At 73.0% G+C, this 26,153-nt stretch carries 19 protein-coding genes; 12 read left to right on the forward strand and 7 right to left on the reverse strand.

Translation table 11 applies throughout. The features are described 5' to 3' along the window. Positions 1–364: 364 nt before the first annotated feature. From VM95_RS00005 to VM95_RS00020, 4 genes are all read left to right on the forward strand, one after another. Positions 365–826 (forward strand): I66 family serine proteinase inhibitor, encoded by a 462-nt coding sequence (locus VM95_RS00005; RefSeq protein WP_045691828.1) that lies wholly within the window; start codon positions 365–367, stop codon positions 824–826. A gap of 105 nt (positions 827–931) precedes the next feature. Continuing rightward, the gene (locus VM95_RS00010) at positions 932–1,393 is read left to right on the forward strand and encodes an I66 family serine proteinase inhibitor (protein ID WP_045691829.1); all 462 of its coding nucleotides are present in this window, start codon (positions 932–934) and stop codon (positions 1,391–1,393) included. A 120-nt stretch (positions 1,394–1,513) separates the two neighbouring features. Beyond that, a complete protein-coding gene (locus VM95_RS00015; RefSeq protein WP_045691830.1) occupies positions 1,514–1,861 on the forward strand; it encodes a hypothetical protein in 348 nt (115 codons plus the stop codon). 132 nt (positions 1,862–1,993) lie between these two features. After that, on the forward strand, positions 1,994–3,109 hold the full coding sequence (locus tag VM95_RS00020; RefSeq protein ID WP_045691831.1) for a threonine aldolase family protein: 1,116 nt from the start codon (positions 1,994–1,996) through the stop codon (positions 3,107–3,109). Positions 3,110–3,119: 10 nt separating this feature from the next. Here VM95_RS00020 and VM95_RS00025 read toward each other — a convergent pair whose 3' ends face one another. Beyond that, the gene (locus VM95_RS00025) at positions 3,120–5,171 is read right to left on the reverse strand and encodes a P-loop NTPase family protein (protein WP_045691832.1); all 2,052 of its coding nucleotides are present in this window, start codon (positions 5,169–5,171) and stop codon (positions 3,120–3,122) included. Further along, positions 5,168–5,584 carry a hypothetical protein gene (locus VM95_RS00030; protein WP_045691833.1) on the reverse strand — a complete coding sequence of 139 codons (417 nt, stop codon included), beginning with the start codon at positions 5,582–5,584 and terminating at the stop codon, positions 5,168–5,170. Before VM95_RS00030 ends, VM95_RS00025 begins: the two co-directional genes overlap by 4 nt. Before the next feature lie 445 nt (positions 5,585–6,029). Here VM95_RS00030 and VM95_RS00035 point away from each other — a divergent pair, with 445 nt between their 5' ends. Together VM95_RS00035 and VM95_RS00040 are read left to right on the forward strand one after the other, a co-directional pair. Next, the gene (locus VM95_RS00035) at positions 6,030–7,472 is read left to right on the forward strand and encodes a hypothetical protein (protein ID WP_045691834.1); all 1,443 of its coding nucleotides are present in this window, start codon (positions 6,030–6,032) and stop codon (positions 7,470–7,472) included. 141 nt (positions 7,473–7,613) lie between these two features. After that, entirely contained in the window at positions 7,614–7,979 is a 366-nt protein-coding gene (locus VM95_RS00040; RefSeq protein WP_045691835.1) for an antibiotic biosynthesis monooxygenase family protein, read from the forward strand. Between the two features lie 18 nt (positions 7,980–7,997). Here the strand turns inward: VM95_RS00040 and VM95_RS00045 are convergent, their stop codons facing one another. Together VM95_RS00045 and VM95_RS00050 are read right to left on the reverse strand one after the other, a co-directional pair. Beyond that, positions 7,998–8,732 carry an SDR family NAD(P)-dependent oxidoreductase gene (locus tag VM95_RS00045; RefSeq protein ID WP_045691836.1) on the reverse strand — a complete coding sequence of 245 codons (735 nt, stop codon included), beginning with the start codon at positions 8,730–8,732 and terminating at the stop codon, positions 7,998–8,000. A gap of 1 nt (position 8,733) precedes the next feature. Further along, the gene (locus tag VM95_RS00050) at positions 8,734–9,711 is read right to left on the reverse strand and encodes a GlxA family transcriptional regulator (RefSeq protein WP_045691837.1); all 978 of its coding nucleotides are present in this window, start codon (positions 9,709–9,711) and stop codon (positions 8,734–8,736) included. Positions 9,712–9,868: 157 nt separating this feature from the next. On the opposite strand from VM95_RS00050, the gene VM95_RS00055 reads away from it, so the two are divergent. The 4 genes from VM95_RS00055 (at position 9,869) to VM95_RS00075 (ending at position 13,321) form a co-directional block, all read left to right on the forward strand. Next, positions 9,869–10,414 (forward strand): MOSC domain-containing protein, encoded by a 546-nt coding sequence (locus VM95_RS00055; RefSeq protein ID WP_045691838.1) that lies wholly within the window; start codon positions 9,869–9,871, stop codon positions 10,412–10,414. A gap of 589 nt (positions 10,415–11,003) precedes the next feature. Continuing rightward, entirely contained in the window at positions 11,004–11,225 is a 222-nt protein-coding gene (locus VM95_RS00060) for a hypothetical protein (RefSeq protein WP_157881947.1), read from the forward strand. A 630-nt stretch (positions 11,226–11,855) separates the two neighbouring features. Further along, positions 11,856–12,299, forward strand: coding sequence for a hypothetical protein (locus VM95_RS38415; protein WP_157881948.1), 444 nt, complete (start codon positions 11,856–11,858; stop codon positions 12,297–12,299). A 188-nt stretch (positions 12,300–12,487) separates the two neighbouring features. Further along, positions 12,488–13,321 carry an SAM-dependent methyltransferase gene (locus VM95_RS00075; RefSeq protein ID WP_045691841.1) on the forward strand — a complete coding sequence of 278 codons (834 nt, stop codon included), beginning with the start codon at positions 12,488–12,490 and terminating at the stop codon, positions 13,319–13,321. A gap of 88 nt (positions 13,322–13,409) precedes the next feature. On the opposite strand, the gene VM95_RS00080 is transcribed toward VM95_RS00075, so the two are convergent. Both VM95_RS00080 and VM95_RS00085 read right to left on the reverse strand, forming a co-directional pair. After that, on the reverse strand, positions 13,410–14,354 hold the full coding sequence (locus tag VM95_RS00080) for a helix-turn-helix domain-containing protein (protein ID WP_052706316.1): 945 nt from the start codon (positions 14,352–14,354) through the stop codon (positions 13,410–13,412). 94 nt (positions 14,355–14,448) lie between these two features. Next, the gene (locus VM95_RS00085; RefSeq protein WP_045691842.1) at positions 14,449–14,691 is read right to left on the reverse strand and encodes a DUF397 domain-containing protein; all 243 of its coding nucleotides are present in this window, start codon (positions 14,689–14,691) and stop codon (positions 14,449–14,451) included. 492 nt (positions 14,692–15,183) lie between these two features. Between VM95_RS00085 and VM95_RS00090 the strand changes: the two genes are divergently transcribed. Next, entirely contained in the window at positions 15,184–18,321 is a 3,138-nt protein-coding gene (locus VM95_RS00090) for an AfsR/SARP family transcriptional regulator (protein WP_167352880.1), read from the forward strand. Between the two features lie 103 nt (positions 18,322–18,424). Here the strand turns inward: VM95_RS00090 and VM95_RS00095 are convergent, their stop codons facing one another. Then, entirely contained in the window at positions 18,425–20,251 is a 1,827-nt protein-coding gene (locus VM95_RS00095) for a serine/threonine protein kinase (RefSeq protein WP_052707053.1), read from the reverse strand. Between the two features lie 320 nt (positions 20,252–20,571). On the opposite strand from VM95_RS00095, the gene VM95_RS38420 reads away from it, so the two are divergent. Further along, entirely contained in the window at positions 20,572–25,986 is a 5,415-nt protein-coding gene (locus VM95_RS38420; protein ID WP_157881949.1) for a glycosyl hydrolase family 18 protein, read from the forward strand. Positions 25,987–26,153: the final 167 nt, after the last annotated feature.

Here is a 26,153-nt window from a genome sequence, read left to right on the forward strand (position 1 = left end):
CTTCCTCCTCCTGGAGTGCTGGGGCATCTGGGACCGCACCCGCCACGACTACCTCCGCGCCCCCGGCTCCACCCACCGCATCCGCCGCTTCTACACCCTCGCCGCCGCCCAGGCCCACCTCCTCACCCTCCACCTCCTCCACACTCCCGCCTAGAGCTCCATCCGGACGACGCCCCGTTCGAGTGGTCCGCGCGCCGGACCACTGCGAACGGCCCGCCCCACCGGCCGTCCCGGCCGCCCCCGGGTCGCACCGAGCGGGCGGCCCCACCCACCCCGCCATAGCCTGACGTCACCGACCGCTCACGTACCGGCACGAACACCCACGCACCCGTGCCGCCGCGATCCGACCAAGGAGACAAGCACCATGGACCAGTTGAACGGTCTCTACCAGCTGTTCATCGGCGGGGCGCCGCTCAGCGTCATCGACGACAAGCTCGTCGCGCTGGTCGGCGGCGGCCCCGACAACCCGAACCCCGTGATCTGGAAGATCCAGCCCGCCGAGCTCGCCGGCCGCAACGCCGTCGTCATCTCCACCGAGGACGAGGCATCGGGGTGGGTCAACGCCAAGCCCGGCGAGCAGAAGCAGATCGAGATCCGCCCGCTGGTCACCTTCGAGACCTTCCCGCCGACCTTCCCCACCGACGAGGTCTTCCTGGCCAAGCCCCTCTACGACGGCCCGAAGGGCGCCTTCACCCTGCGGTCCGCGGCCGACGACGGGCTGGTCGGCCGCAACAAGATCGAGGACACCTTGGCGAGGCCCAAGGCCGTCTACTCGAACACCGATGACCGCGACGCGTTCGTGGTCGCCGTGGCCGTAGAGACCTGAGCGGCCCACCCACCCCTCCACCACCTGAAGCCACCGACCACGCACGCACCGGCACGAACACCGACGCGCCCGTGCCGCCGCGATCCGACCAAGGAGACAAGCACCATGGACCAGTTGAACGGGCTCTTCAAGCTCTACATCGGCGGGGCGCCGCTCAGTGTCGTCGACGACAAGCTCGTCGCGCTGCTCGGCGAACACGACCAGCGGCTGGCCGTGATCTGGCGGATCCAGCCCGCCAAGCTCAACGGCCCCGACGCCTTCGTCATCTCCACCGAGAACGAGTCCTCGGGGTGGGTGAACCCCAAGCCCGGCGCGCGGGAGCAGATCGAGATCCGCCCGCTGATCGCCCTCGACTCGCTCCCGCCGACCTTCCCCACGGAGGAGGTCTTCCGACTCAAGCCCCTCTACGGCGAGGGCCCCGAAGGCGCCTTCACCGTCCGGTCCGCGGCCGACGACGGGCTGGTCGGCCGCCGGCTGGCCGAGGACAAGTCCCTGTTGCCCAAGGCCGTCTTCTCGGACACCGACGACCGCGACGCCTTCGTCGTCGCCGTGCCCGTCGGGAGCTGAGCCCCCCTTCCTCCAGCTCAGCGGTCCTGCCGACGATAGGGTCGGCGGCATCGACAGGAGCAGGGGGAAACGGCGTTGAAGATCTTCTCGCGATGGGGACGGAAGCCGCGCCCGGAGCGCGTGTGCCAGAAGGTCCGGCGCGAGTACGCGCCCGGCGAGCAGGAAGCCCTGATGATCGGGATCCTGCGCGGCACGCCCGACGACGTCCAGTGGCACGAGCGGTACGACGCGGCCTCGGACCTGGAGGAGTTCCCCTCCGACGCGGTGGTGGCGGCCCTGGCCGAGTTCGCCTGTGATCCGACCCAGCCGGACGAGACCTTCGTCGCCCTGTGCGCCGAGTCGATCGCGGGGATCTGGGTCCACCGCGGCGCCGTCGACCACGACCTCCTGTCCCGGCTGACCCCGTGGGCCCGGCGCGAGGCCGAGGCCACGGTGGCCCACCGGGCACCGGAGCTGCTGACCCGGTGATCCCGCGCCGGCACGGCCGAGGCGGCCGACCGGCCGGTCCGGGCCGGTGACCGCCCGCGAGGCGGCCCGGCCCGGGCGCCCCGGCGACGAAAATCCCTGGCCCGGCCGACCGGTTGCCCGCACAATCGCCGGGTGACCCATGACGATCTCACCCCCGCCCAGCGCCGCCGCGCCGCCCGCCGTGCCAGCAAGCGCTTCCTCTCGGACGGCCCCCTCCTCACCATGCGCGACCGGCTCGACGCCATCGTCGGCGCGGACGGGCTCGACGAGCTGCCGGACTTCTACGCCACCGACGGGCCCGTGCGCGAACTGGAGCAGCGCACCGCCGAGTTGCTCGGCACCGAGGACGCCGTCTTCTTCCCCACCGGCACCATGGCCCAGCAGGTCGCCCTGCGCTACGGCGCCGAGCTGACCGGGCACCGGACCGTCGCCATGCACCCGCTGTGCCACCTGGAGCAGCACGAGCGGCAGGCCTACCACCAGCTCACCGGCCTGCGCGCGCTCTGGCCCACCACCGAGCACCGCCAGCCCACCCCCGCCGAACTGGCCGCCCTGGGCGAGCCGCTGGGCACCCTGACCGTCGAACTCCCGCTGCGCGACGCCGGGTTCCTGCTGCCGAGCTGGGACGAACTCGTCGAGCTGACCGACGCCGCCCGCGCCCTCGGCGCCCGGGTCCACTTCGACGGCGCCCGGCTGTGGAACACCACCACCCACTTCGGCCGCTCCCTGGCCGAGATCGCGGCGCTCGCCGACAGCGTCTACGTCTCCTTCTACAAGGACCTCGGCGGCATCAGCGGCGCCGCGCTGGCCGGCACCGCGGAACTGGCCGCCTACGCCCGCGCCTGGCGCCACCGGATGGGCGGCACGGTGTTCCAGCAGTGGCCCGCCGCCCTGGCCGCGCTGCACGGCCTGGACACCGTCCTGCCCCGCATCCCGAGCTTCACCGAGCACGCCGCCACCCTCGTGCCCGCCCTGGCCGCCCTCCCGGGCGCCCGGATCAACCCGGTCGCGCCGCCGACCCACGACTTCCAGCTCTGGCTCCCGCACCCGGCCGAGGCGCTGAACGCGGCCGTCGTGGCCCTCGCCGAGCAGGACGGCACCTGGTTCATCGGCCCCTGGGCCGACGCCGCCCCGGGGCTGGCGATGGCCGAGGTCCGCCTGGGCGCGTCGGCGCTCGACTGGACCCCGGAGGAGGTCACCCGCACCGGCCTCCGCTTCCTGGACCTGGCGGCCGCGCACGGGCGGTGAGGCGGTCCGTTCACTCGTCGGGGCACACCGGGAGGATCACCTGCAGGCTGGCGAGGTCGCTTCGATACGCTTCGATTCCGGCAAGTAGGCCGACCGCGGTCGGGTTCTCGTCGTAGTCGGTGCCGTCGCTGGCGAGCCTGTTGCCCGCGCGTTCCTGGGCGTCGGCCTGGCTGCTCAGTTCGTCGGCCCGGTTCTGCAGCACCGACTTCACGTGGGGATCGGTGGCCTCGGCGGCCGCGTCGCCCAGGCCCGTGGCGGCCCGCCGGTAGTGGGCCGCGAGTTCCTGGGGTGTCATCACGCCGTTCGGGTTCCGGCCATCGAGCGAGTGGTACGCCGTGGAGCATCCCGCCGGGCTGCCGGGGCTGCTGGCCGCCACCACCGCCACCGTCGTCGCGCCCCCGGCCACCGCGACCGCCGTCACCACCGCGACGGCCGGCTTCGCCTGCGCGAGATGCAGCAGCTTGCGGCCGATCCGGCCGACGTGCCGGCCGATCTGCCCGGCCGAGGCCGCCTGCCCGGCGCCGGTCGCGGCCGTCACGGCGGCCTGCCCGGCGGTGGAGGCGAGGAAGGCCAGGGCGGCGGCCGCCGCGATCCGGTCGCCGTCCAGGAGCCGGCGGGTCTGCTCGCCGGTCCGCAGGTAGAAGTCCAGGTCCTCGGTCAGCCCGGCCTGGGAGGCCGCCACCCGCCCGAGGGCGTACAGCTGGACCGCCGCGCGCCGGTGGCCGGCGCGCAGGGCGAGCGGGGTGGTGGCGCGGACGAACCGGGAGGCCTCCGCCCGTTTGCCGGCCGCGTCGAGCCCGTGCGCGACGGCGAGCAGCAGCTGCGGGTCGGGCGGGGGCAGCCCGGGCCCGGCGACACGGGCGAGCAGGGCGAGGATGCCCTCGGCGGCGGTGGTCGCCGGGGTGGGCGGCCACCCCTGGGCCCGGACGGCGGCGTCCGCGTCCGCAGTGATCCGGTACTCGTACCCGTGGCCGTGGAGGGTGACGAGGCGCCGGTCGTACAGTTCCGCGCCGCAGGCCGTGGTGTACGGGTTGCCGGTGACGGCGGCGAACCAGGCGACGTGCAGCGGCGATCCGAAGGTGGCGAGCGCGACCAGGACCTGCCGGGCCGGTTCGCTCAGGGCCACCGCGAGGATCTCGGCCTGCTGAAGGGGGCTGACCTGCCCGGGGTCGACCGGGCCGGGGCGGTCGAAGGGCGCTTCGGCCGCCCGGGCGCGCCAGTCGTCGGAGCCGCGGATGAACGCGGCGTACTGGAGCAGGCGCTGCGGCCGGCCCTCGGCCATCCGGTAGGCCTGGTCGAACTGCAGGTTCTGCAGCCCCACCGGGCCGAGCGGGAGGCCGAGTTCGGCGCCGAGCAGCTCGGCGGCGGCGGCCCGGCCGAGCGGCTGGACGTGGTGGACCGTGTCGGGGCTGTTCGTCAGGGTGCGGTACGGCGAGGTGAGCAGGAAGGTGCAGCGCGGGAACGTCTGCTGCAGCCGGGCGAGCTCCGCTCCGCTCAACGCGCAGTCGACGAGGGTGAAGTGGGCGGACACCTTGGCGACGGCGGCGCGCAGCAGGTCCTCCTCGACGCCGCGCAGGAACTCCTTGCCGAAGACCTGCCGCGCCAGCCGGTCGTAGACGGCGGCCAGGGTGTCGGCCGGGCCGGCCTGCGGCAGCAGCACCGCGCCGCGCCGGCCGTGCGCGCCCAGGCGGCCGGTCACCTCCAGCGCGATCGCCTGTCTGCCGACGCCCGGCACGCCGTACAGCTGCACGCTCCGGCCGCTGCGGAGCTGGTCGGTGACCTGCCGGACCAGCTCCTCCCGGCCGAACAACGGGCGCCGCAACGGGGGCTTCAGGACGTCGAGTCGGCGGAGGGGGAGCTCCAGCAGGCCGGGCGTGCCGGTGAAGCGGTTGTCGATGTAGACGACGTTCATCGCGTGGTCGCCGGAGCTGATGACGCCCTGGTTGTCGCCGTGGCTGACGATCGGCCGGTGACCGGGGCGGTCCCCCTCGGGGCGGTCCCCCTCGGGGCGTCTCCCCTCGGGCCGGTCCCCCTCGGGCCGTCTCCCCTCGGGCGTCCTCACCGGCGCTGGACGTTCACGGCGTTGTCGCCGCTGGAGACGATGCCGCTGTTCGCGCCGCCCACCGCGATGCTCCGCTCGCCGGAGGCCTGCACGCTCGGGCCGGAGGCCGGCAGCAGCGCCGCCAACTCGGCGGCCAGCCCGGGGTCTTCGGTGAGCAGTCGCCGCAGCTGGCGGCGCAGCACGACCACCGTGTCCGGGTCCTCGGCGGCCTCCGCGAGGTCGGTCACGGCGGCCACCACGGGCTCGGGCCGCGGGCTCCGGCGCAGGATCCGGTTCAGCAGCCGCTGCCCGAGCCGTACGGTCGCGTCGGCGGCCTCGTCCTCCGCCCTGGTGAGCACTCCCGCGCCGTAGGCGCCCACCGCGGCGCTCACGGCGGGCACGACCTGACCGAGCAGCGCGTCCAGTTCCAGCATGGCTCTCCCAGGGGCAGCGGCACGTCCGTGTCGGGTGCACCTCAGGAGGTTACCCACCGCTCGCGAGTCATGAACTCGCCGCACCAGTAGGGATGTTGACGGAAGGGAACTGATCGGCAGCCGGACCGCCCCGGCCGCCGGGTGCCGATGGCGGGCCGGAGCGGTCCACGGTGTGGTCAGGCGCTCGTGCCCGGCCGCGGGCTCGGCTAAAGTCCCCGGCATGACCCTGCTCGTGAGCCGCCGCCATGTCGACCATGGCCTCGCCACCACCACAGGCTGTCGCCGCGTCGGCTGACGCGGCCCGCACTCCGCCGACACCTCGTCCGTCGCGCGGGGCCGGCCGCTCCGGATCCAAGCCGAGCGGCCCCCGTTCCCGCGCGCCCGCGGAGGACGGCGACCGGCCGCTGGGCTCCCCCTCCCCTCGACCCCTGGAACGGGACCCTTCATGCCTGTGCGCACCACACGTGCCCTCCGTGCCCTGATCCTCGCCACCGTGACGGCGCTCTGCCTGCCCGCCACCGCCGCCCGCAGCGCGAGCGGCGACTTCGGGCCGCTGCCGCCCCAGAACCCCGCCACCGCCGCGAACGGCACCGCGACGATGCACGGGGACAGCGCCTCCAGCGACACCACGCCCTATGCCGGACCGGGCAGCGGCACTGTCCACTGGAGCCGCACGGCCCTCGCCTCGGCCTGCCCGACCGTGGTGATCGGCAGCGACCGCCGTCCGGTGGCCCTCTGCACCACGATCTTCGGGCGGACCCCGACCGTGCACCTGCTCGACCCCGCCACCGGCGCCGACCTCGCCGCGCTGGAACTGCCCAAGGGCAGCCTGTTCGGCGGGGTCTACGCCTACCTCGACAACACCGACGCCCTGGTCGTCGTGGACGGCGACGCCAACCTCCTGCGCATCGGCCACCACCCCACCGCCGCCGGCTGGACGTTGACGGTCGACCAGTCGACGCCGCTCGTCGCGTCGATCCCGTCCGGGGACAGCATCGTCGGCCTCAGCCCCGGCTGGGACGGCCGGGTGTGGTTCGCCACCGCGAGCGGAGTCATCGGCACGGCCGACACCTCCACCGGCTCGGTGCGGACCATCAGCACCGGAGAGGGCGTGCAGAACAGCATCTCCACCGTCCCCGGCCACACCGCCGTCGCCACCGATCACGCGCTCTACCTGCTCGCCGAGGCGCCGGACGGCACCCCGACCGTCGAATGGCGCGCCCCCTACGACCGCGGTCCCGGCCGCAAGCCCGGCCAGTTGAGCTGGGGAACCGGCGCGACTCCCAGCTTCTTCGGGCCCAGCACCGGCACGGAGTACGTCACCATCACCGACAACGCCGCGCCGCACGAGAACCTGCTCGTCTACCGGGTGGCGGGCGGCCCGACCCCCGTCTGCACCACGCCCGTGCTCACCCAGTACCCGGCGAGCGGGACCGAGGACGCCGTCATCGCCTCCGGCCGCAGCGTCTTCGTCACCAACACCTACGGCTACCCGTACCCCGCCCTCCCGGCCGGCGCCCCCGCCAGCGTGCCGGCCTCGGCCGGGTTCGACGGCGGCCTCAGCCGCGTCGACCTGGACGCCGACGGCAACGGCTGCCACCCGGTCTGGAACAGCGACGTCAAGTCGGCCGCGCTGCCGCGGCTCTCGCTCGCGGACGGGAAGATCTACACCGTCACCGTCAGCGGCCCGACCGGCTCCGTGGGCGCGCAGACCTTCGCGTCCTACTCCTACGCCACCGTCGACCCCGCCACCGGCGCCCAGCTCTCCAGCTCCTGGATCGGCCTCGGGCTGCTCTACAACCCGCTGCAGATGACCGGCACCACCGGGGCGGACGGGACGCTCTACCAGGGCACCGAGACCGGGGTGCTGCGGGTGACCCGCGGCTGACCGCGGACCGCGGAGCCGTCCCGGGACCGGCCGGGACGGCTCCGGGACGGCTCCGGAGGCGGGGTTGTCAGGACGGGCGGGCGCGCGGGATCGTTCGGGGAGGTACTGCCCGCCAGCCCGCCAGCCCGCCGGAGGACCTTCGTGACCGACGCCGCGCCCGCCTCGCCCGCCTGTCCCGCCTCGCTGCCCGAACCGCCCTACTACGCCGTGGTGTTCACCGCCGTCCGGACGGAGGGCGACCACGGCTACGCGGCCCGCAACGAGCGGATGATGGAACTGGCCACCGCCCGGCCGGGGTTCCTCGGGATCGACTCCGCCCGCGGCGCGGACGGCCTCGGGATCACCGTGTCCTACTGGCGCGACGAGGAGTCGATCGCCGCCTGGCGCGAGGACGCCGAGCACACCCTGGCCCGCGCGGACGGCCGCGAGCAGTGGTACGCCTCGTACGCGCTGCACGTCGCCAGGGTCGAGCGCGCCCACGCCTTCACCCGCCCGGCGGGCGCGTAGCCGGCACCGCTCGGCGGCCTACATCCCCCCGGCCACCCGGAGGATCGCCCCCGTCGCGTACGAGGCGTCGGCGGAGAGCAGCCAGGAGACGGCTGCGGCGATCTCCTCGGGCTGCCCGGCGCGGCCCATCGGGATGGCGGAGGCGACCTTGCGGGGGCGCTCCGGGTCCTGGTGGAAGTCCGTCCAAATGGTGCCGGGGGCGACGCAGTTGACCCGGATGCCCTGGGCGGCGACCTCCTTGGACAGGCCCACCGTCAGCGCGTCCACGGCGGCCTTGGCGGCGGCGTAGTGGACGTACTGCCCCGGGCTGCCGAGCGTGGCGGCGGCCGAGGAGATGTTGACGATCGCGCCGCCGCCGCTGCCGGCCATCTCCCGGACGGCGCGCCGGGCGCACAGCAGGTAGCCGAGGACGTTGACGTCGAGCGCCCGGCGGATGCCGGCCGGGTCCGCGTCCGCCAGCGGGCCGACCGGGCCGCCCGTCCCGGCGTTGTTCACCAGACCGGTGACCGGCCCGAGTTCGGCGGCGCGGTCGAAGAGGCCGTCGACGTCCGTCTCCTCGGCGGTGTCCGCGCGGACGGTGACGCACCTGCGGCCGGCCTGCCGGACCGACTCGGCGACCGACTCGGCCGCCTCGGCGTCGGAGTGGTAGCCGAGCGCGATGTCGTGCCCCTCCGCGGCGAGGCGCCGGCAGATCGCCGCGCCGATCCCGCGGCTGCCGCCCGTGACCACCGTGACCAGTTGCTGCGTTTCCACGTCAATCCTCCAGATCTGTACGGGTGTTCGCCGCGCCGAAGCGCTCGCGGTACTCGCCGGGGGCGATGCCGACGCGGCGGTGGAAGGTGCGCCGCAGGGTCTCGGCGGTGCCGAAGCCGAGGCGGCGGGCGAGGGCGGCGACCGGCTCGTCGCCCTCGGTGAGCGCCCGCCGGGCCGCCTCCACCCGGACGCGCTCGACGTAGGCGGCTGGCCCCATGCCGAGTTCGGCGGTGAAGCGGCGTTGCAGGTGGCGCGGACTGAGGCCGGCCCGGTCGGCCAGGGAGGCGACGGTGTGCCGGGCGCCGGGCTCGTCCTGGACGGCCCGGACGGCGGTGCGCACCGGGTCGCTGGCCGGCTGCGCCGACCACAGCGGCACGCTGAACTGCGACTGGTTGCCCGGGCGCCGCAGGTACAGCACCATCTCGCGCGCGGCGGCGAGCGCGAGCTCCGGGCCGTGGTCGTCCTCGACCAGGGCGAGCGCGAGGTCCATCCCGGCGCTGACCCCGGCCGAGGTCCACACCCGGCCGTCCCGGAGGAAGATCGGGTCGCAGTCGACCGTCAACTCGGGGTGCTCCTCGGCGAGTTGCCGCGCCCTGGCCCAGTGCGTGGTGACCCGCCGCCCGGCGAGGGCCCCGGTGGCGGCGAGCAGCAGCGCGCCGCTGCACACCGAGGCGACCCGCCGGGCGCCGGCCGCCGCCGCGGCGATCCAGGCGACGAGCCCGGGGTCGCGGCGCGCCTCGGCCACGCCCGCGCCGCCGACCACGACGAGGGTGTCCAGCCCTTCGGGGGCGAGGTCGCCGATGCCGTGCTCGGCCAGCATCGGCAGGCCGCTGGAGGAGCGGACCGGGCCGGCCTGCGGCGCCACCACCCGGCAGTCGTAGCCACCGGCCGCCTGCTGGGCGTAGTGGAACACCGCATGCGGGCCCACCAGGTCGACCGCCTGGAACCCCTCGAACACCACGAACACCACCCGACGCATGGCAGCAGGCTGCCTGACCTGCGCGAACGGCGTCAACGACGGGCACCCCACGGATCGCGCCACCGCGCCCCGGGCGGGGCGCTTCACCGAACTCCCGTAGGCTCCGGGACGATCAAAGGCGATCATCCGATCATCGCACCCGTTGTGGAGGATCCCCATGCACGGAACGGTCACCTCGGTCAGCCGCAGCGCCGAGTACACCTTCACCAAGCCGACCTGCGAGAGCATCACCCTGCTCGCCGGCCTCGGCGTCGAGGGGGACGTGCACGCGGGGGTGACCGTCAAGCACCGCTCCCGGGTCGCCAAGGACCCGACCGTGCCCAACCTGCGCCAGGTGCACCTGATCCACCGGGAGCTGTTCGCCGAGCTCGACGCCAGGGGCTTCACCGTCCGGCCCGGCGACCTGGGCGAGAACGTCCTCACCAGCGGCATCGACCTGCTCGCCCTCCCCACCGGCACCCTGCTGCACCTGGGCGAGGAGGCCGTCGTCGAGGTGACCGGCCTGCGCAACCCCTGCCCGCAGATCAACGCCTTCCAGCCCGGCCTGCTCAAGGAGGTGCTCCACCGGGACGAGGAAACCGGTGCGGTCGTGCGCAAGGCGGGGATCATGAGCGTGGTGCGCCGCGGCGGCGTGGTCCGCCCGGGCGACCCGATCCGCGTGGAGCTGCCGGCCGAGCCGCACCGGCCGATGGAACGGGTCTGACCACACCGCCCGGGAAAAGGCCGGGCCGGGTACGCGAGGTGGCACGAGCACACCGAGGCCGTCGCCGTCTTCTCCCCACAAGAATCCCCTGTGATCTACGACACGCCCACTGAGGGATTATCCGGAATACCGAGTTCCACTCATTTGCATCTGCAACTCGGGAGAGCGGCGGCAAAGGCCTCAGGGGCTCCCTGAGAAATTCACCCTAACGTTCGGCACGACCTCTTATTTGTCAGCTCCTGACGCGACTTCACGTCGACTCGATCAATTTCGATCAAATAAGGCGACATTATGCCAATACATGATCGATTGTTGCTAGTTGATGCTTCAAACAGGGCGCGGACCTGACAGAAGAACCTTCCCGCAGTCGGGGGCCATGGGGCCGTCAGCTGCAGGCCGAAGGAGCTCGTTCCCATCTGCTTGTGCGCGGCTCGATAAATACAGCAGGGATGCAAGCAATCCGCTGGGCGAGTACGTTGCGGACATCAAGAAATTCGTTGCCCCAGCCGTGGTCTGGCCACCGCGGCTGGGGCCCGAGCGAGGAGTGCATGTGCACAACTACGCCCTCACGGGGCGCGCATATCGGCCCGTGATCACCTCCGACGCTACCAGCCGACTGCGGCCGGCCCTCGGACTGCGCGCTTTCGAGTCGCGGGAGGTCTCCGTCTCCCTCGGCTCGGTCATTGCGGCCGCGATGGTGCCGCTGGCGTGTGCCAACGGGCTGCCGTGGTGGCAGTTCGTCGAGGTCGGCTGGCTGGTCACCGTCGCCGACCAGACCCGGTACCGGTACCAGAAGCTGCGGCTGGAGTAGCCGCGCTGCGGGCCGGGGGCGCAAGAGCGCCCTCGGCCCTCTCCCTCCGGGATCGGGAATACCGCTGGCGAGAGACGGAAAGGGCAGCGGGAATGGTGGAATGGGTTACCGCGACGTGCGCGCTGGCGGATTGCGGGCAGTCGTTCGAGCGGCCGGTACGCGCCGGGCGGCCGCGGCAGTACCACCAAGCGGAGTGCCGGACGAGGGCGAAAAGGCTGCGCGCCAAAGAGAAGGCCGATGCCCAGCGGGCCGGCCGGGGCCGCGGCGGCTGGGGTCTGCCGGCGGCGGAGGACGTGCACGCGGCGGCGGGCAAGCTGTTGGAGGCGCAGGCGCGTCAGGCGCCGCTGGGTGTGCGGATGGCCGGCGCTCGGGCTCTGCAGGAGGAGGTGGGCCGCTACGTGGCGGCGGCCGTTCACGACGCGCGGGCCGGTGGTGGGTCGTGGGCCGAGATCGGGGCGGCGCTGGGAATCGAGGCCGACTCGGCTCGGCGCCGGTGGGCTCCTCAGCGGGTGTCACGGCAGCTGGGCCTGCGTTCACGTCAGGGAGTGGCGGGCGTGGCCGTGTGTGATCAGGGATGTGGACCGGCCGGGGGTTTCACGGGTGGGGCGGCGCCGGACGGGGGTGCCCATCGTGTCGATTGAGGAGGCAGGTCTTGACGCGTTCCTCCTTCGACATCGGGCCCGGTACCGGGGCTACGCGGTGGCCCGGCTCGGGCGCACGTCGGCGGCGGCGGAGGCTGTCGAGCAGGCGCTGGAGTCGCTGGCGACGTACTGGCCCCGTCTGGTGCGCGGACACAACCTCTCGGCCGGAGCGTGGGCCTTGGTGCGTGAGGCGGTGTCCGTGCGCTGCCGGGGACCGTACGGGTCGGAGGAGGCCGACATCCTGCACGATTGCCTACCGACCGCCACGGCCGACGCCGCCGTTCTGCACTACCGGTTGGGCATGCGGCTGACCGAGACTGCCGAACTGATGGGAATCGAGCCCGCCGCAGCGGCGGGCCTGGTGCTGGCGGCCGAGCGGCAGTTGCCGCAGTCGATAGCGCGCGAGCTCGGCTTCGGCCCCGTGGGGGCGTGAGGCGGGGCCGGCGTGGACTGGCGCGAAGGGGTGGCGCGGGTTTTCGTACCCGCGCCACCCCTTCGCTCACATGCGCCAGAAATCCACGTCATGTTCAGCCCTTCGGGCCGCTCACGCGTCTGGCGCAGCGTCATATTTGCTTCTAGCATGGGCACTTCGATCTTGCAGTCCAGGTGAGAGGTGGCCGCGTGCAGCCGGATTCGGAATCCGTCGATCCTTACACATACGATCCGAACCGGCCGAGTGTCGCCCGCGCCTACGACTGTCTCCTCGGAGGCAAGGACCACTTCGCGGCCGATCGCGACATGGTCAGTCGGCTGATGGAGGTGGCGCCGAGCAGTCCGGAGGTTGCGAAGATCAACCGCGCCTTCCTCATCCGGGTGGTCGAGACGTTGGTCCGTGACTACGACGTGCTCCAGATCATCGACCACGGCTCGGGGCTGCCGACGCACCGCAACGTGCACCAGGTGGCGCAGGAGATCAACGAAGAGTGCCGGGTCGTCTACGTCGACAACGATCCCCACGTCTGGCACCTCGGCCGCACCCTGTTCGCCGAGAACGACAGGACGGCGGTCGTCTACGCCGACATGCGCGACACCGACAGGATCTTCGCCGACGAGGCGGTCCGGCGGCTCATCAAACCCCGCGTTCCCACGGCCGCGTTGTTCGTCTCCGTTCTGCATTGCATCCCGCAGCGCGGCCCGGTTCCGCCGGCCGACCTGGTGGATCAGGTGTGTCGGCGCCTCCCCGGTGGAGCGCCCGCCTACCTGGCCGTCTCCCAGCTGGTCAGCGACGATCCGCAGGTCCGCGCCGACATCACCGGCCTGATGGCCGAGTTGACCGACGACCGCTGGGGGGAGGTACGCACGAAGGAGGAGGTTTCCGGTCTGTTCAACGGCATGGAGATCCTGCCCCCCGGTGTGGTCGAGGTGTCCCGGTGGCGGCCCGGCCCGATCAGCGGACCGAAGCAGGCCACGGCCGAGTGGGAGGAATACGGCGGTCTCGCACGAGTGCACAGGTGACGCGGCCGGGTGCCGTCCGGGCGGCCGCACGGCGCACCGACCCGACACCCCAGGCGCCGGACCGCGCAGGCGGCACCGGCCACCTTCGCTACGACCCGCCCTTCCGACTGAGAGAACGCTCGTGCTGGACGGCGACCGCCTTGTCGATGAGCTTGACGACGTCCTCCCGGTCGACCGAATGGGCATGCAGCATCCAGATCAGATCGGCGTAGCGCTCCACCTCGTCGCTCTTGCTCACATAGGTCGCGCCACCGACCGGGCCCTCCACATAGACGATGTCGCCGGGGCCGGTGTACTGGAACCTGATGCGGGTGAATGCCATCGGAGGCGGCGTGAGCCTCGTGGTGTAGGGGAGGATCCTGATGTTCACGGTCGGCAGCTCGGTGAGGAACTGCAGGTGTTTCAGCTGATCGATCATCACCTCGGGGCCGCCGATGCTGCGATACAGGACGCTCTCGTCCAGCAGCGCCACGACCTGCCGCCTCGGGTCGTCGTGCAGAAGCCGCTTCCTGTCCATCCGCTGGTGCACCCGACGCTCGATGTCGTGCAGGGGTGCCCGAGGGCGGCCCGCCTGGATGATCGCCTTCGCGTAGTCACGCGTCTGGAACGGCCCGGGCACCAGGATCCCCTCCCAGTACTCGAGTCGGGCCGATTCCCCCTCCAGCCCGATCAGCCGCCTGAACCAGCCGGGAGTGATGTCCGCGTACTCCGGCGCGAACGGCCCGGCCTTCACGCGTTCAAGAAGGACGCGCACGTCCTCGCGGTCCTCGGGCGAGGCGTCGTAAAGGTCGATCAGGTCGTTCACGTCACGCGCAGAGGGCGTGCTTTCGCCGCGCTCCATCCGGCTCAGCTTCGACACCGACGCGCGAATCTCCGGGGCGGCGTCGGACAGTCGCAGGTGACGCGCCTCCCTCAGCTTCCGCAGAATGGTGCCGAGGAGCTTCGCCGCTCCCACGGGACCGGCCCACTCGAACCTGAGCGCATCCTCCCCGTCCGGCTCGCGCTGCGCGGGATGATCCGGGTGGGCGGGCATGCAGGGCTCCTGACGGCACGGGTTCGGGGATTACTATCCCACGGCACCCGCCCCGCACGCCCGCCACTCTATAGATCCCATCGACTCGAACGGATCAGTCGAGGAACAAGTGATCGAACGCGCCGTCCTTCATTCCCGCGGCGAACGCCTGCGCCTCGTGACGCGTGAAGATCAGCGCCGGCCCGAGCGGGTCCCGGGAGTTGCGGACCGCCAACGAACCACCCGGCAGGGCCCCCAGCTCCACGCAGTTCCCCACCTCTCGACTCTGCGGAGCCTTCACCCACGCCACCGCCAGCGACCCGGCGGAGACCCCGTTCTCCGGAATTCCAGCACTCATTCACATTCCCCTTTCTCGCATTGATGTGCGAATGGGTCGGGCCACTGCAATCCCATATGCAATTGCAACGGGCCGACCACGGAAATGCTAGCCGCGAATCATTCGAACACGGTGTCCTCCAAACGGGTGTCACTGCGTCCGACCGGTCAGTCGCACGAGTTCAGGTGTTCCCGGAAAACGGTGTCGAGTTCGGCGGCCGTACGTTCGGTCAGCAGCTCGTCGGGCAGTCCCGTCTCCGTCCCGATCCTGGTGTTGAAGTCGCGAGGCCCCGGCCGCGGTGAAGTTGAACCACCAGGTGTTCTCGTCGCCGGGTCCGTCGGTTCCGCCGTCCGCCGCGCCGCCGTACCGCCGCAGGTCGCGGCGTTGCGGTCGCCGCCGGGCGGCCGGCTGCCGCCCGGTCCGCCGGGAGCAGCCTGTCGGACGGCCTGACCAGCGGCGATGCACTCGGTATCATGCGCCGGGCGGTTGGTTTGCGGACGGAGGGGGCGGCCGGTGGGTGGATTGCGGTTCGCGGTGCTGGGGCCGGTGCGGGGCTGGCGGGACGGCGGGGAGCTGGTGCTCGGGTCGCCGCAGCAGCGGAGCCTGCTGCTCTCGCTGCTGCTGAGGGCCAACCACCCGGTGTCGGCCGGTCAGCTCGTGGACGACCTGTGGGGCGAGGAGCCGCCCGCCAAGGCGACCGCGGTGATCCGCACCTACGTCCACCGCCTGCGCCGCATCCTCGGGCCGGACGCGCTCACCTCGCTCGGCGGCGGCTACCTGCTGACCGTCGACCCCGGCGAACTGGACACCCACCGCGGCGAGGAACTGCTCGGCGAGGCCCGGGAGTTGGGCGCGGCCGGGGAGCACGCCCAGGCCGCCGCCGTGCTCCGCTCGGCGCTGGCCCTGTGGCAGGGCGAGCCGATGTCCGGGCTGCCCGGCCCGTACGCCGAGCGGCAGCGCGGCGAGTGGGCCGAGCGCCGGGTGACCGTCCTGGAGGCCTGCCTGGAGGCCGAGGTCGAGGCCGGCCCGTCCGGCGAGGCCGTCGCCGAACTGACGGCCGTCGCCGCCGAGTTCCCGCTGCGGGAGCGGTTCGCCGAGCTGCTGATGCTCGCCCTGTACCGGACCGGCCGGCAGGCCGAGGCCCTGGGCGTGTACCGCACCACGGACGGGCGGCTGCGGGCCGAGCTCGGCGTCGCCGCCGGGCCGGGGCTGCGGGAGCTGCAACGCCGGATCCTGGCCGCCGACGCCGCCCTGCTGGCGTCCGCGCCGGCCCGGCCGAGCGCGGCCGCGAACCGTCCGCCGTACAAGGCGCCGGTGCGGCCGACCCAGGTCCCGGCCGACCTCGCCGACTTCACCGGCCGCGAGGCGCAGACCGCCGAGCTGCGGGCCGCCCTGCTCGCGCCCGGCGCCGTGCCGGTGGCGACGGTGTCGGGCCTGGGCGGCGTCGGCAAGACGGCCCTGGCCGTGCACGTCGCGCACGGGCTCGCCGCGGACTTCCCGGACGGCCAGCTCTACGCCGACCTGCACGGCGTCGACGGCCGCCCGACCCGGCCCGAGGAGGCGCTGGGCGCCTTCCTGCGCTCCCTCGGCGTGCCGGTGGATGGGCTGGGCCCCGGGCTCGCCGAACGCTCCGCGCAGTTCCGGTCGCTGCTCTCCGGCCGGCGCGTGCTGGTCGTCCTCGACAACGCCCGGGACGCCGAGCAGATCCGGCCGCTGCTGCCCGGCCGGCCCGGCTGCGCCGTGCTGGTCACCAGCCGGGCCAGGCTCGGCTCGCTGCCCAACGCGCACGTCGTCGAACTGCCCGCCTTCGCCCCCGAGGAGGCCCTCGACCTGCTCGGCCGGGTGGTCGGCGAGCAGCGGCTGACCGCCGAGGCGGACACCGCCGGGGAGCTCGTCCGGCTCTGCGGCCACCTCCCGCTGGCCGTACGCATCCTCGCCGCCCGGCTCGCCTGCCGGCCGGGCTGGACGCTGGCCCGGCTGCTCGACAAGCTGTCCGAGAACCGCCGCCGGCTGGACGTGCTGCGCACCGGGGACCTCGCCGTCGAGTCGGCGTTCCGCTTCGGCTACGACCAGCTGGCGCCCGAACAGGCCCGCGCCTTCCGGCTGTTGGCGGTGCCGGAGGTGCCCGACCTGTCACCGGGCGGGGTCGCCGCGGTGCTGGACCTGCCCGAGGACGAGGCCGAGGAGCTGGCCGAGTCGCTGGTGGACTGCTCGATGCTGGAGACCGTGCCGCCGGACCGCTACCGCTACCACGACCTGCTGCGCGCCTTCGCCCAGCGGCTCGCGCCGGACGGCGAGCAGGCGCCGGACGGCGAGCGGGCGACGGACGGCGAGCGGGCGACGGACGGCGAGCGGGCGACGGACGCCGACCGCCCGGCCGCCGTGCTCACCCGCCTGGCCGTCCGCCTCCACGCCGAGACCGTCGCGGCCCTCGGCCCGGCCGCCACCCGCGCGGCCCTGCCCGGCACCGGGGCGCCCCACGCCCCGGACGCCCGCGCGGTGGCCCGGGGCCGCGCCGAGTTCCCCGGCATCGCCGCCCTGGTCGGCCAGTACGCCGCGCTCCCCGAGCCCGGCCGGCTCGACCTGGTGGCCGAACTCCTGCTCGCCTGCGACCTGTTGTGCGAGACCGGCCAGGCCACCCGGCCGCTCGGGCACGCCGCCAAGGTGCTGCTCCAGGCCGCCCTGCGGCAGGGCGACCGGACGGCCGAGGTCCGGGCCCGGCTGGTGCTCGGACGGCTGCTGACCGAGGTCGGCTCCGAGCCCGCGGCCCTCGGCGAACTGCTCCGGGCCCGCGACCTGTGCACCGTCCACCACCTGCCCGGGCCGCTGCTCGCCCTGGCCCACGCCTCGCTCGCCGCCCTGTTCGTCCAGGTCGGCCGGCCGGGCGACGCGGTGGACGGCCTCACGGCGGCGATCGCGGTCTGGGAACGGCTCGGCGACCGGCGCTCGGTGGCCGCCGAACTGCTCAACCTGGCCGGGGCGTTCACCGAGCTCGGCCGGTTCGACGCGGCGGTCCGGGTGGTCGACCAGTCCCTGCTGATCTGCCACCAGCTCGCCGACCGCGAGCTCCAGGCGCTCGCCCTCGACTCCCTGGGCACCATCGCCCACGACCGCGGCGAGTTCGAGCCGGCCCTGCGCCACCACCGCGCCGCCCTCGCCCTGCTGCGGCCGGACGACCGGCGCCGCACCGGCCGCGCGCTGCTGCGGCTCACCGAGTCGCTGCGCGCGGTCGGCCGCGCCGACGAGGCGGTGGAGGCGGCCGGGCGGGCGGTCGAGGTGCTGACACTCGACGGCGACCGCCGCGGCCGCGGGCTGGCCCTGGCGGCCCTCGGCGACGCGCTCGCCGACCGCGGCACGGGCCGGGCGGCCGACCCGCAGGACCCGGCGTCCGGCCCGGCGGCAGGCCCGGCGTCCGGCCCGGCGGCAGGCCCGGCGTCCGACCCGGCGGCGGGCCCCACATCCGACCCGGCGGCCGACTCGGAGGCCGGCCCGCAGGCCGACCTGGACGCGGCCCGGGCCTGCCGGTCGGAGGCCTACGACATCCTGGCCGCCATCGGCTCCCCCGAGGCCGACCGGCTGCGCGCCCTGATCGCCCCCGGCCGGCCCGCCGACCCGCCCCGCCGGCAGTGGCCGTCCTGGCTGCCGGCCTGACGGCCGTTCAGGCGCCCCGGCGGGCCGGGCGGGCCCGCCGGGCCGCAGCGGGGCGCGCGGACCGTTCGGACTGCCCGCAGGACCCGGCGGACCGGGCGGACGGTCAGGAGAACGTCCACACCTGGCCCTCCCGGCCCGGCGTGCAGGTCGCCACGCTGGCCCAGTAGCCGACCCCGGCGGAGGTCAGGCACTCCTTGGTGGCGTGGTTCACGATCTGGTAGGCGCCGTCGGTGACCGGCACCAGGGACCAGATCTGGTTGTCCGCGCCCGGCGGGTTCGCCCAGATCTGCACCTTCCCGGTCTTCACGTCCAGGTCCAGCACCCGCTGGTAGTTGGTGGAGCCGTTGCGCAGGTAGTAGTTGCCCTCGGAGACCTTCTCCAGCCGCCAGTTCTGCGCTTCCGAGCCGTTGACGATGTAGGTGTTGATCCCGTTGCCGTCCACGTCCTTGGAGTAGTAGTTGTCCAGCGCGGCGCCGAGGCTGGTGATCTTCGCCTGCGCGGGCGGCTGCGGCTTCGGCTTCGCGGTGGGCGTCGCGGGCTGCGTCGCCGTCGCGGTGGCCGTGGGCGAGGGCTGCTCCCGGGGCGTGGGCTGGGCGGGCGCGGCCGAGCTCGGCGCGGGGGCCGGTGCCGGGCCGACCCCGGTGGCCGGGGGCGGCAGCGGCGCGGCGGGGGCCTGGGGCGACGCGTCGGGACGGTCGGGCGCGGTGCCGGACGGGACGGGCTCGGGCGACGGCGTGGGGCTCTCCCCCGCCCCGGCCGTCGGCGCGGCCGTCTGCGCCGGGGCGGACGGCTGCCCGGCGAGCGGGTGGTCGGCCGCCGCCGACGCGGTGAGGGGCGGCGCCAGGAGGTCGGCCGAGGGCCGGGCGACGGCGGCGGCGTCCGAGACGCCGTCCCGGTCCGTCCGGATCACCGTCGCGCCGGCGGCGCCGCCCACGCAGAGCAGCGTCAGTGCCGTCACCCCGGCCAGCGTGCGCACCCGGTACCCGGGCCGCCGGGCGTGCCGGGCGGGCGTCCGGGGCCGGTCCGGGGCCGTCGACGCCAGCCCGGCTCCGACGCTCGCCGCGCCGAAGCTCTCCGCACCGGGCCCCGCCGCGCCGGGCGCGAGCGCCGCCCGCACCGCCGCGGCCATCGTCGCCGCGTCCGGCCAGCGCTCCCCGGGCTCCTTGGCCATCGCCCGCGCGACCAGCGCCTCCACCGGCGCCGGCACGCCCTCGGGCAGCGGCGGCACGGGCTCGGTCAGGTGCTTGAGGATCACCTCCAGCGCGGTCTCCCCGTCGAACGGCAGCCGGCCGGCCAGGCACTCGTAGAGGACGACGCCGAGCGCGTACAGGTCCGCCGAGGCGGTGACCGTCCCGCTGGAGGCCTGTTCCGGCGCCTGGTAGGCGGCCGTGCCGAGCACCATGCCCGGGACGGTCAGCCGGGCGTCGCAGCCGGGGCGGGCGATGCCGAAGTCCGCGATGACCGTCCGGCCCGCGCCCGCCTGGTCGCCGCGGACCATCAGGTTGGCCGGCTTGATGTCCCGGTGGACGATGCCGGACCGGTGCGCGGCCTCCAGTGCCTCCAGCACCTGGAGCGCCATCCGCAGCGCCTCGGCCACCGGCAGGGTGCCGCGCCGCTCCAGCACGGCGCTGAGCGGTTCCCCGTCGATCAGCTCCATCACCAGGTAGCCGACCGAGGACCGCCCGTCCGCGGCGCTGTGCCCGTAGTCGTACACGCCGACGATGCCGGGGTGGCGCAGCTGCGCCATGACGCGGGCCTCGGCGTGGAAGCGCTCGGCGAAGCCGGACTCGTCCAACAGCGCCGGCTTGACCACCTTGACGGCCACCCGGCGGCCCAGGACCTCGTCCTCGGCGAGCCACACGTCGCCCATCGACCCGCCGCCCAGCCAATCCACCAGCCGGTAACGGTCGGCGAGCACGGTGTCCTGCATGGTTCTCCCTGAATAAAACCCGAAGACCGGAGTGGATCCGAGGGGGGCCCACCCGGTTCCACGGGCGCGCCGCCGTTCCGGGTTCACTCGGTCCGGGGCGCCGCGGTCCGGGGGCGCCCTCCGAAGATCATGACACCTGCGAATAATCGCTGACTTGCCGTCACATGAATGACGCTTCGTCCACGTCGTTCCCACCCCCGCCCCGCCCCCGCCCCCGTCAACGCCGCCGTTGACGCCACGTCTACGCCCCGTACACGCCCCTGCGGTGCGATGCGCCCCGACCGGCTCCGAACGGGGGCCGCCGGACAAGGGAACCGCCCGTGCTCATCTCCGCCTCACCACCACGATCACGCCGCAGGCCACCCGGCCTCCGCCGCACCCTGGCCACCCTGCTGTCGACGGCCCTGCTCGCCGCGGCTATCCAGACCGTGGCGGCCCCCGCACAGCTCGCCGCCGCCGGCCCGAACGCGGACGCCCACCCCGTGGTGATCTCCATGGGCGACAGCTTCATCTCCGGCGAGGGCGGCCGCTGGGCCGGCAACGCGAACACGGACGACGCGGGCTTCTGGGGGACGGACCAGTCCACCTCCGTCTACAAAAACATCCCCCGGGCGGACGGCAGCACCGCCGACACCTCGTACGACACCGGGAACAAGTGCGACCGTTCCACGATGGCCGAGATCACCGGCGTCCGGATCCCGAACAGCCCTGATCCGGAGCGCATCAACCTCGCCTGCTCCGGTGCGGTGACGGACAACATCATCTCGGCGGTACCGGGTTGGAAGGAGCCCACTGCACAGGCGGATCAGCTGGCCACGATCGCGGCGGACAAGAACCGGCGGATCAAGATGATCGTGCTGTCGATCGGCGGGAACGACATCCACTTCTCCCAGATCATCAACGACTGCGTCATCGCCTACGCGACGAACGTCCTCCATGATCCCTGCAGCACACCGGACGAGAGCACCTACAAGAAGTTCCAGAGCGACCTCGCTCAGCTCCAGGGCAAGGTCGAGAACGCCCTGACCGCGATCAAGCGGGCCATGACGGCCGGCGGCAACTACTCCGCGGGCTCATACCAGATCGTGCTCCAGTCCTACCCCAGCATCCTGCCCCCCTCGGGCATGATGCGTGACATCGAGGGCACGACCGCCAGTTGGCCGCGTTGGACCAACGGCGGCTGCCCGTTCAAGGACAAGGACGTCGACTGGGCGCGGGAAGGGGTCATCCAGTCCCTGGCCTCGGTGCTGAGCACGGCGGCAGCCGACCAGCAGGCTTCCTTCCTGGATCTCGGCCGGCTCTTCCAGGGGCACGAACTGTGCAGCAGGGACGCCAAGCAGGCCACCAAGGACAACGCGGCGACCCCCCTCGCCGCACGCGACGCCGAGTGGGTCCGGTTCATCCCGTACCTGCCCTTCTGGACGAGTCCGAGGCGGGGTGACCTCCAGGAGGCCATCCACCCGAACACGTTCGGGCAGCAGGCCCAGCAGAAGTGCCTCAACTACGTCGCCGCCCAGCTCCTCGACCCGAACGCGCCGCCCTCGGGGCCGCAGTCCTTCGGGTGCGTCGCGGCCGGCCCCGGCAACGACGGGGTGAACGGGTACCGCACCACCCCCAGCACGCCTGCGAACAACTCCTACGGCTGGCCGTACTACGAGAGCCTGAAGACCACCTCGAACCCGATGTGGATGAACAACGTCCAGGACTCCGCCCCGCTCGGCTCGATGTCGATCCCCGGCTCGCACGAGACGATGTCCCACTACGGCGGTGACGCCGTCACCACCCAGGAGTGGGACACCGACCAACAGACCTCCCTGGTCGACCAGTTGAACGCCGGCATCCGCGCCATCGACATCCGGGTCGACCCGGACGGCGACAGCGCGGACGACAAGCTCTGGCTGTGGCACGGCATCATGGGCCAGCACGCGGCGCTCGGCTTCGGCGTCCTCGACCCGCTGACCAAGTGGCTCGACGCCCACCCCACCGAGACCGTGCTGCTCAACCTCAAGACCGAGAACACCGTCTACAAGACCGTGTGGCCGGACCTCCCGGACGACTGCGGGATCGTCGGCGCGCACCGCCCCTGCGGCCCGCGCCTGCCGCAGAAGACGGAGCTGTCGAGCGCCGAGACGCAGCAGCTGATGGGCGACGAGTTCCAGAAGTACGTGGACCGCTACAAGCAGTACTTCTGGGCGCCCTCGGTCACCCGCGGCCAGTCGGCGGACACCCCGCTGCTCGGCCAGGTCCGGGGCCGGATCGTGCTGAACTCCTTCCGCGGCCCGCACGGCGGTCTGTACGAGTGGGGCCTGAACACGGCCTCGGTCGACGCCCGGGTCCAGAACGACTACGACATCCCCACCGTCGCCGACATCAAGCCCAAGTGGGACAAGGTCCTCGCCCATCTGACCAAGACCCGCGCGGACACCGACAACACCGCCCTCTACGTCAACTACCTGTCCGGCGCCAGCGCCGGCGCCTACCCGAACGCCGTCGCCGGCGGCGCCGGGGGCACCTGGGGCGTCAACCACTGGGCCTGGGACTACTTCAAGAACGGCGACACCGGCGGGCGCACCGGCGTCCTGATGATGGACTACCCGGGCGGCGAGCTGATCTCGCAGATCATCGGCCACAACACGTCCGTCACGCTCACCCCCACCAGCGGCGAGACCGGAGGGCGCAGCAAGGACAACCGGGACTGGAGCATCGGCCCCGGCGAGATCCGCAGCATGGTGACCAACAAGTGCCTCGACGTCGACCTGGGTGCCGACAACGGCCAGGGCGACGCCGCCAAGGTGCAGCAGTGGGGCTGCGGCGGCACCCGGAACCAGCAGTGGACCCTGGACGACCAGTCCCGCGTGGTCAACGCCAACAGCGGCAAGTGCCTGGACGTCGACGTCCCCAAGGGCACCGTGCAGCAGTGGGGCTGCGGCCCGAACCCGAACCAGAAGTGGGTCCGCGCCGGGACGTGGCTGCGCAACCAGGCCACCCAGAAGTGCCTGGCGGTCACCGACGCCAACGACGGCTCGCGCGCCGTCCAGGTCGACTGCGGCGAGTCACCGGTGGGCTCCCCCACCGACGCCGGCGACCCGTACGACAACACCCCGGACGACCGCACGGCCAAGCCCGCCGCCTCCGGCGACTGCCGGCCGGACGGCATGGCGCCCAGCCCGGGCGCCCGCTACTGCGACGTGTACGACGGCAACGGCCGGGAGTGGCTGGGCGGCCGGGACAAGCGCGTGATCGGGTACTTCTCCGGCTGGCGCACCGGCGCCAACGGCGAGTCCCGCTACCTGGTCAAGAACATCCCGTGGTCGAAGGTCAGCCACGTCAACTACGCCTTCGCCTCGGTCGGTTCCGACAACAGGATCACCGTCGGTGACGAGGCCACGAAGATGACCTGGCCGGGCGTGGCGGGCGCCGAGATGGACCCGTCGCTGCCCTACCAGGGCCACTTCAACCTGCTGACCCGCTACAAGCGGATGCACCCGCAGGTGAAGACCCTGATCTCGGTCGGCGGCTGGGCCCAGACCCAGGGCTTCTACAGCATGGCGACCAACGCCGACGGCAGCGTCAACCAGGGCGGCATCAACACCTTCGCGGACTCGGTCGTCGCCTTCCTCAACCAGTACGGCTTCGACGGCGTCGACATCGACTACGAGTACCCGGCCTCGCTCCAGGGCGCCGGCAACCCGAACGACCAGGGCGTCGCCAACCCGCGCCGGGCCGGCCTGCAGGCCGGGTACGTGGCGCTGATGAAGACGCTGCGCGCCAAGCTCGACCAGTCCGGCTCGGCCGGCGGCCGCTACTTCCTGCTCACCTCGGCGGCCTCCTCCTCCGGCTACCTGGTGCGCGGCGAGGAGAACCAGCAGGCGCTGCAGTACCAGGACTTCGTCAACGTGATGTCCTACGACATGCACGGCTCGTGGAACAGCTACGTCGGCCCGCAGGCGCCGCTGTACGACAGCGGCCAGGACAACGAGCTGGCGGCGGCCGGGATCTACAACGACACCGACCCGAACACGAAGGACTACCAGAAGACCGGCTACTTCAACACCGACTGGGCGTACCACTACTACCGGGGCGCGCTGCAGGCCGGCCGGATCAACATCGGCGTGCCGTTCTACACCCGCGGCTGGCAGGGCGTCACCGGCGGCACCAAGGGCCTGTGGGGGACGGCCGAGGGCGACCAGTCCAAGTGCCAGCCCGGCACCGGGACGGCGCAGAAGTGCGGCAACGGCGCGGTCGGCATCGACAACCTGTGGCACGACTCCGACGTCATGGGCAACGAGGTCGGCGCCGGGTCCAACCCGCTGTGGCACGCCAAGAACCTGCAGGACGGCATCCGGCCCGGCTACCTGCCGGACTACAAGCTGAACCCGGCTCAGCAGCCCACCGGCTACGAGCGGAACTTCGACCCGGCCACCCAGTCGACCTGGCTGTGGAACGACGCCAAGAAGGTGTTCATCTCCACCGAGGACGACCAGTCGATCAAGGCCAAGGCCCAGTACATCGCCGACAACGGGATCGGCGGCGCGATGATCTGGGAGCTCGGCGGGGACTACACCAAGCGCGCCAACGGCGAGTGGGGCATGGGCTACGACATGACCACGCTCATCGACCGGACCCTGCGCGGCTCCGGCGCGCCGGGCGCGGTGCGCAGCGACCAGGCGCTGCCGCAGCAGACCCTGGACGTCAAGGTGGAGCTGGCCGACTACCCGTCCGACAACAAGCAGCTGTGGCCGATGCAGCCGAAGCTGCGGATCACCAACAACACCGGCCAGACCCTGCCGGCCGGCACCGAGATCTCCTTCGACATCCCGACCTCCACGCCCCCGCTGCTCAAGGACGAGGGCTGGCACGAGATGACCGGCGCGGTGGCGCCCGGCCGCAGCGGCCCGAACGCGGGCGGGCTGAAGGCGGACTTCCACCGGGTGACGATCAGGCTCGGGTACTGCGAGGACCTGCCGGCCGGGAAGGTCCGGGACATCGGGATCAAGTACTACCTGCCGATCACCGGCCCCGCGAACTTCAAGATCAAGGTGAACGGCACCGAGTACGGGCTCGCGCAGGACGCCCGCAAGGGCACCACCCCGGCCGCCCTGGGCGCCACCAGCGCCTCGGGCTGCCAGGCCGAGCCGTGGGACGCGGCCCGTACCTACAACCCGGCGATGGCGCCGTTCGCGCTGTGGAAGACCGGTGACCTCTGGAAGGTCCAGGACACGGTCAGCGCCAACGTGATCGACCACCCGGGCGACTGGAACACCGCCCACCTGGTGGATTCGCAGAACGGCAACGCGAACCAGCTCTGGAACGTGGTCGAGGAGGGCGGCCCCGGCTGGTTCCGGATCAAGAGCTCGACCGCCGGGCACGACCAGTGCCTGGGCGCCGACCAGCAGTTGGCCAGTCTCTCGGTGCGCGACTGCGACGGGAGCAACGGCCAGTGGTGGCAGCTGCTCGACGCCGACGGCAAGGCCTTCACCGGCGGCCCGCCGAAGGACGGCGCCGCGTTCACGATGCGCTCGTACGCGGGCTTCGTCGCCGAGCCGAAGAACAGCGGCGTCGCCCCCGGCACCGCCGTCGTCGCCGGTGACCCGAGCGGCGTCACCCGCAGCGTGGTGTCGTACAACGGCTACTACTGGAAGGCGAGGTGGTGGACCAAGGGCGCCGACGGCCGCGGCACCCCGAGCACCGACGACCCCTCCGACAACTGGTCGCGCCTCGGCCCGACCGGCTGATCCTGCCGCGATGCCGTAGCGCCCCGCAGCACGGCAGGGGGCCCCGAGCCGGGGGCGGTCACTGGACCGCCCCCGGCTCTTCTGCATAGTCATGCAGTCACCGGGCCCACGGGAAACAGAGTTAACCCCTCGTCGATTGGCAATGTATTCAATGCTCTGCAACTCTA

Source organism: Streptomyces rubellomurinus, assembly GCF_000961885.1.
In the GTDB taxonomy this organism is placed as follows: domain Bacteria; phylum Actinomycetota; class Actinomycetes; order Streptomycetales; family Streptomycetaceae; genus Kitasatospora; species Kitasatospora rubellomurina.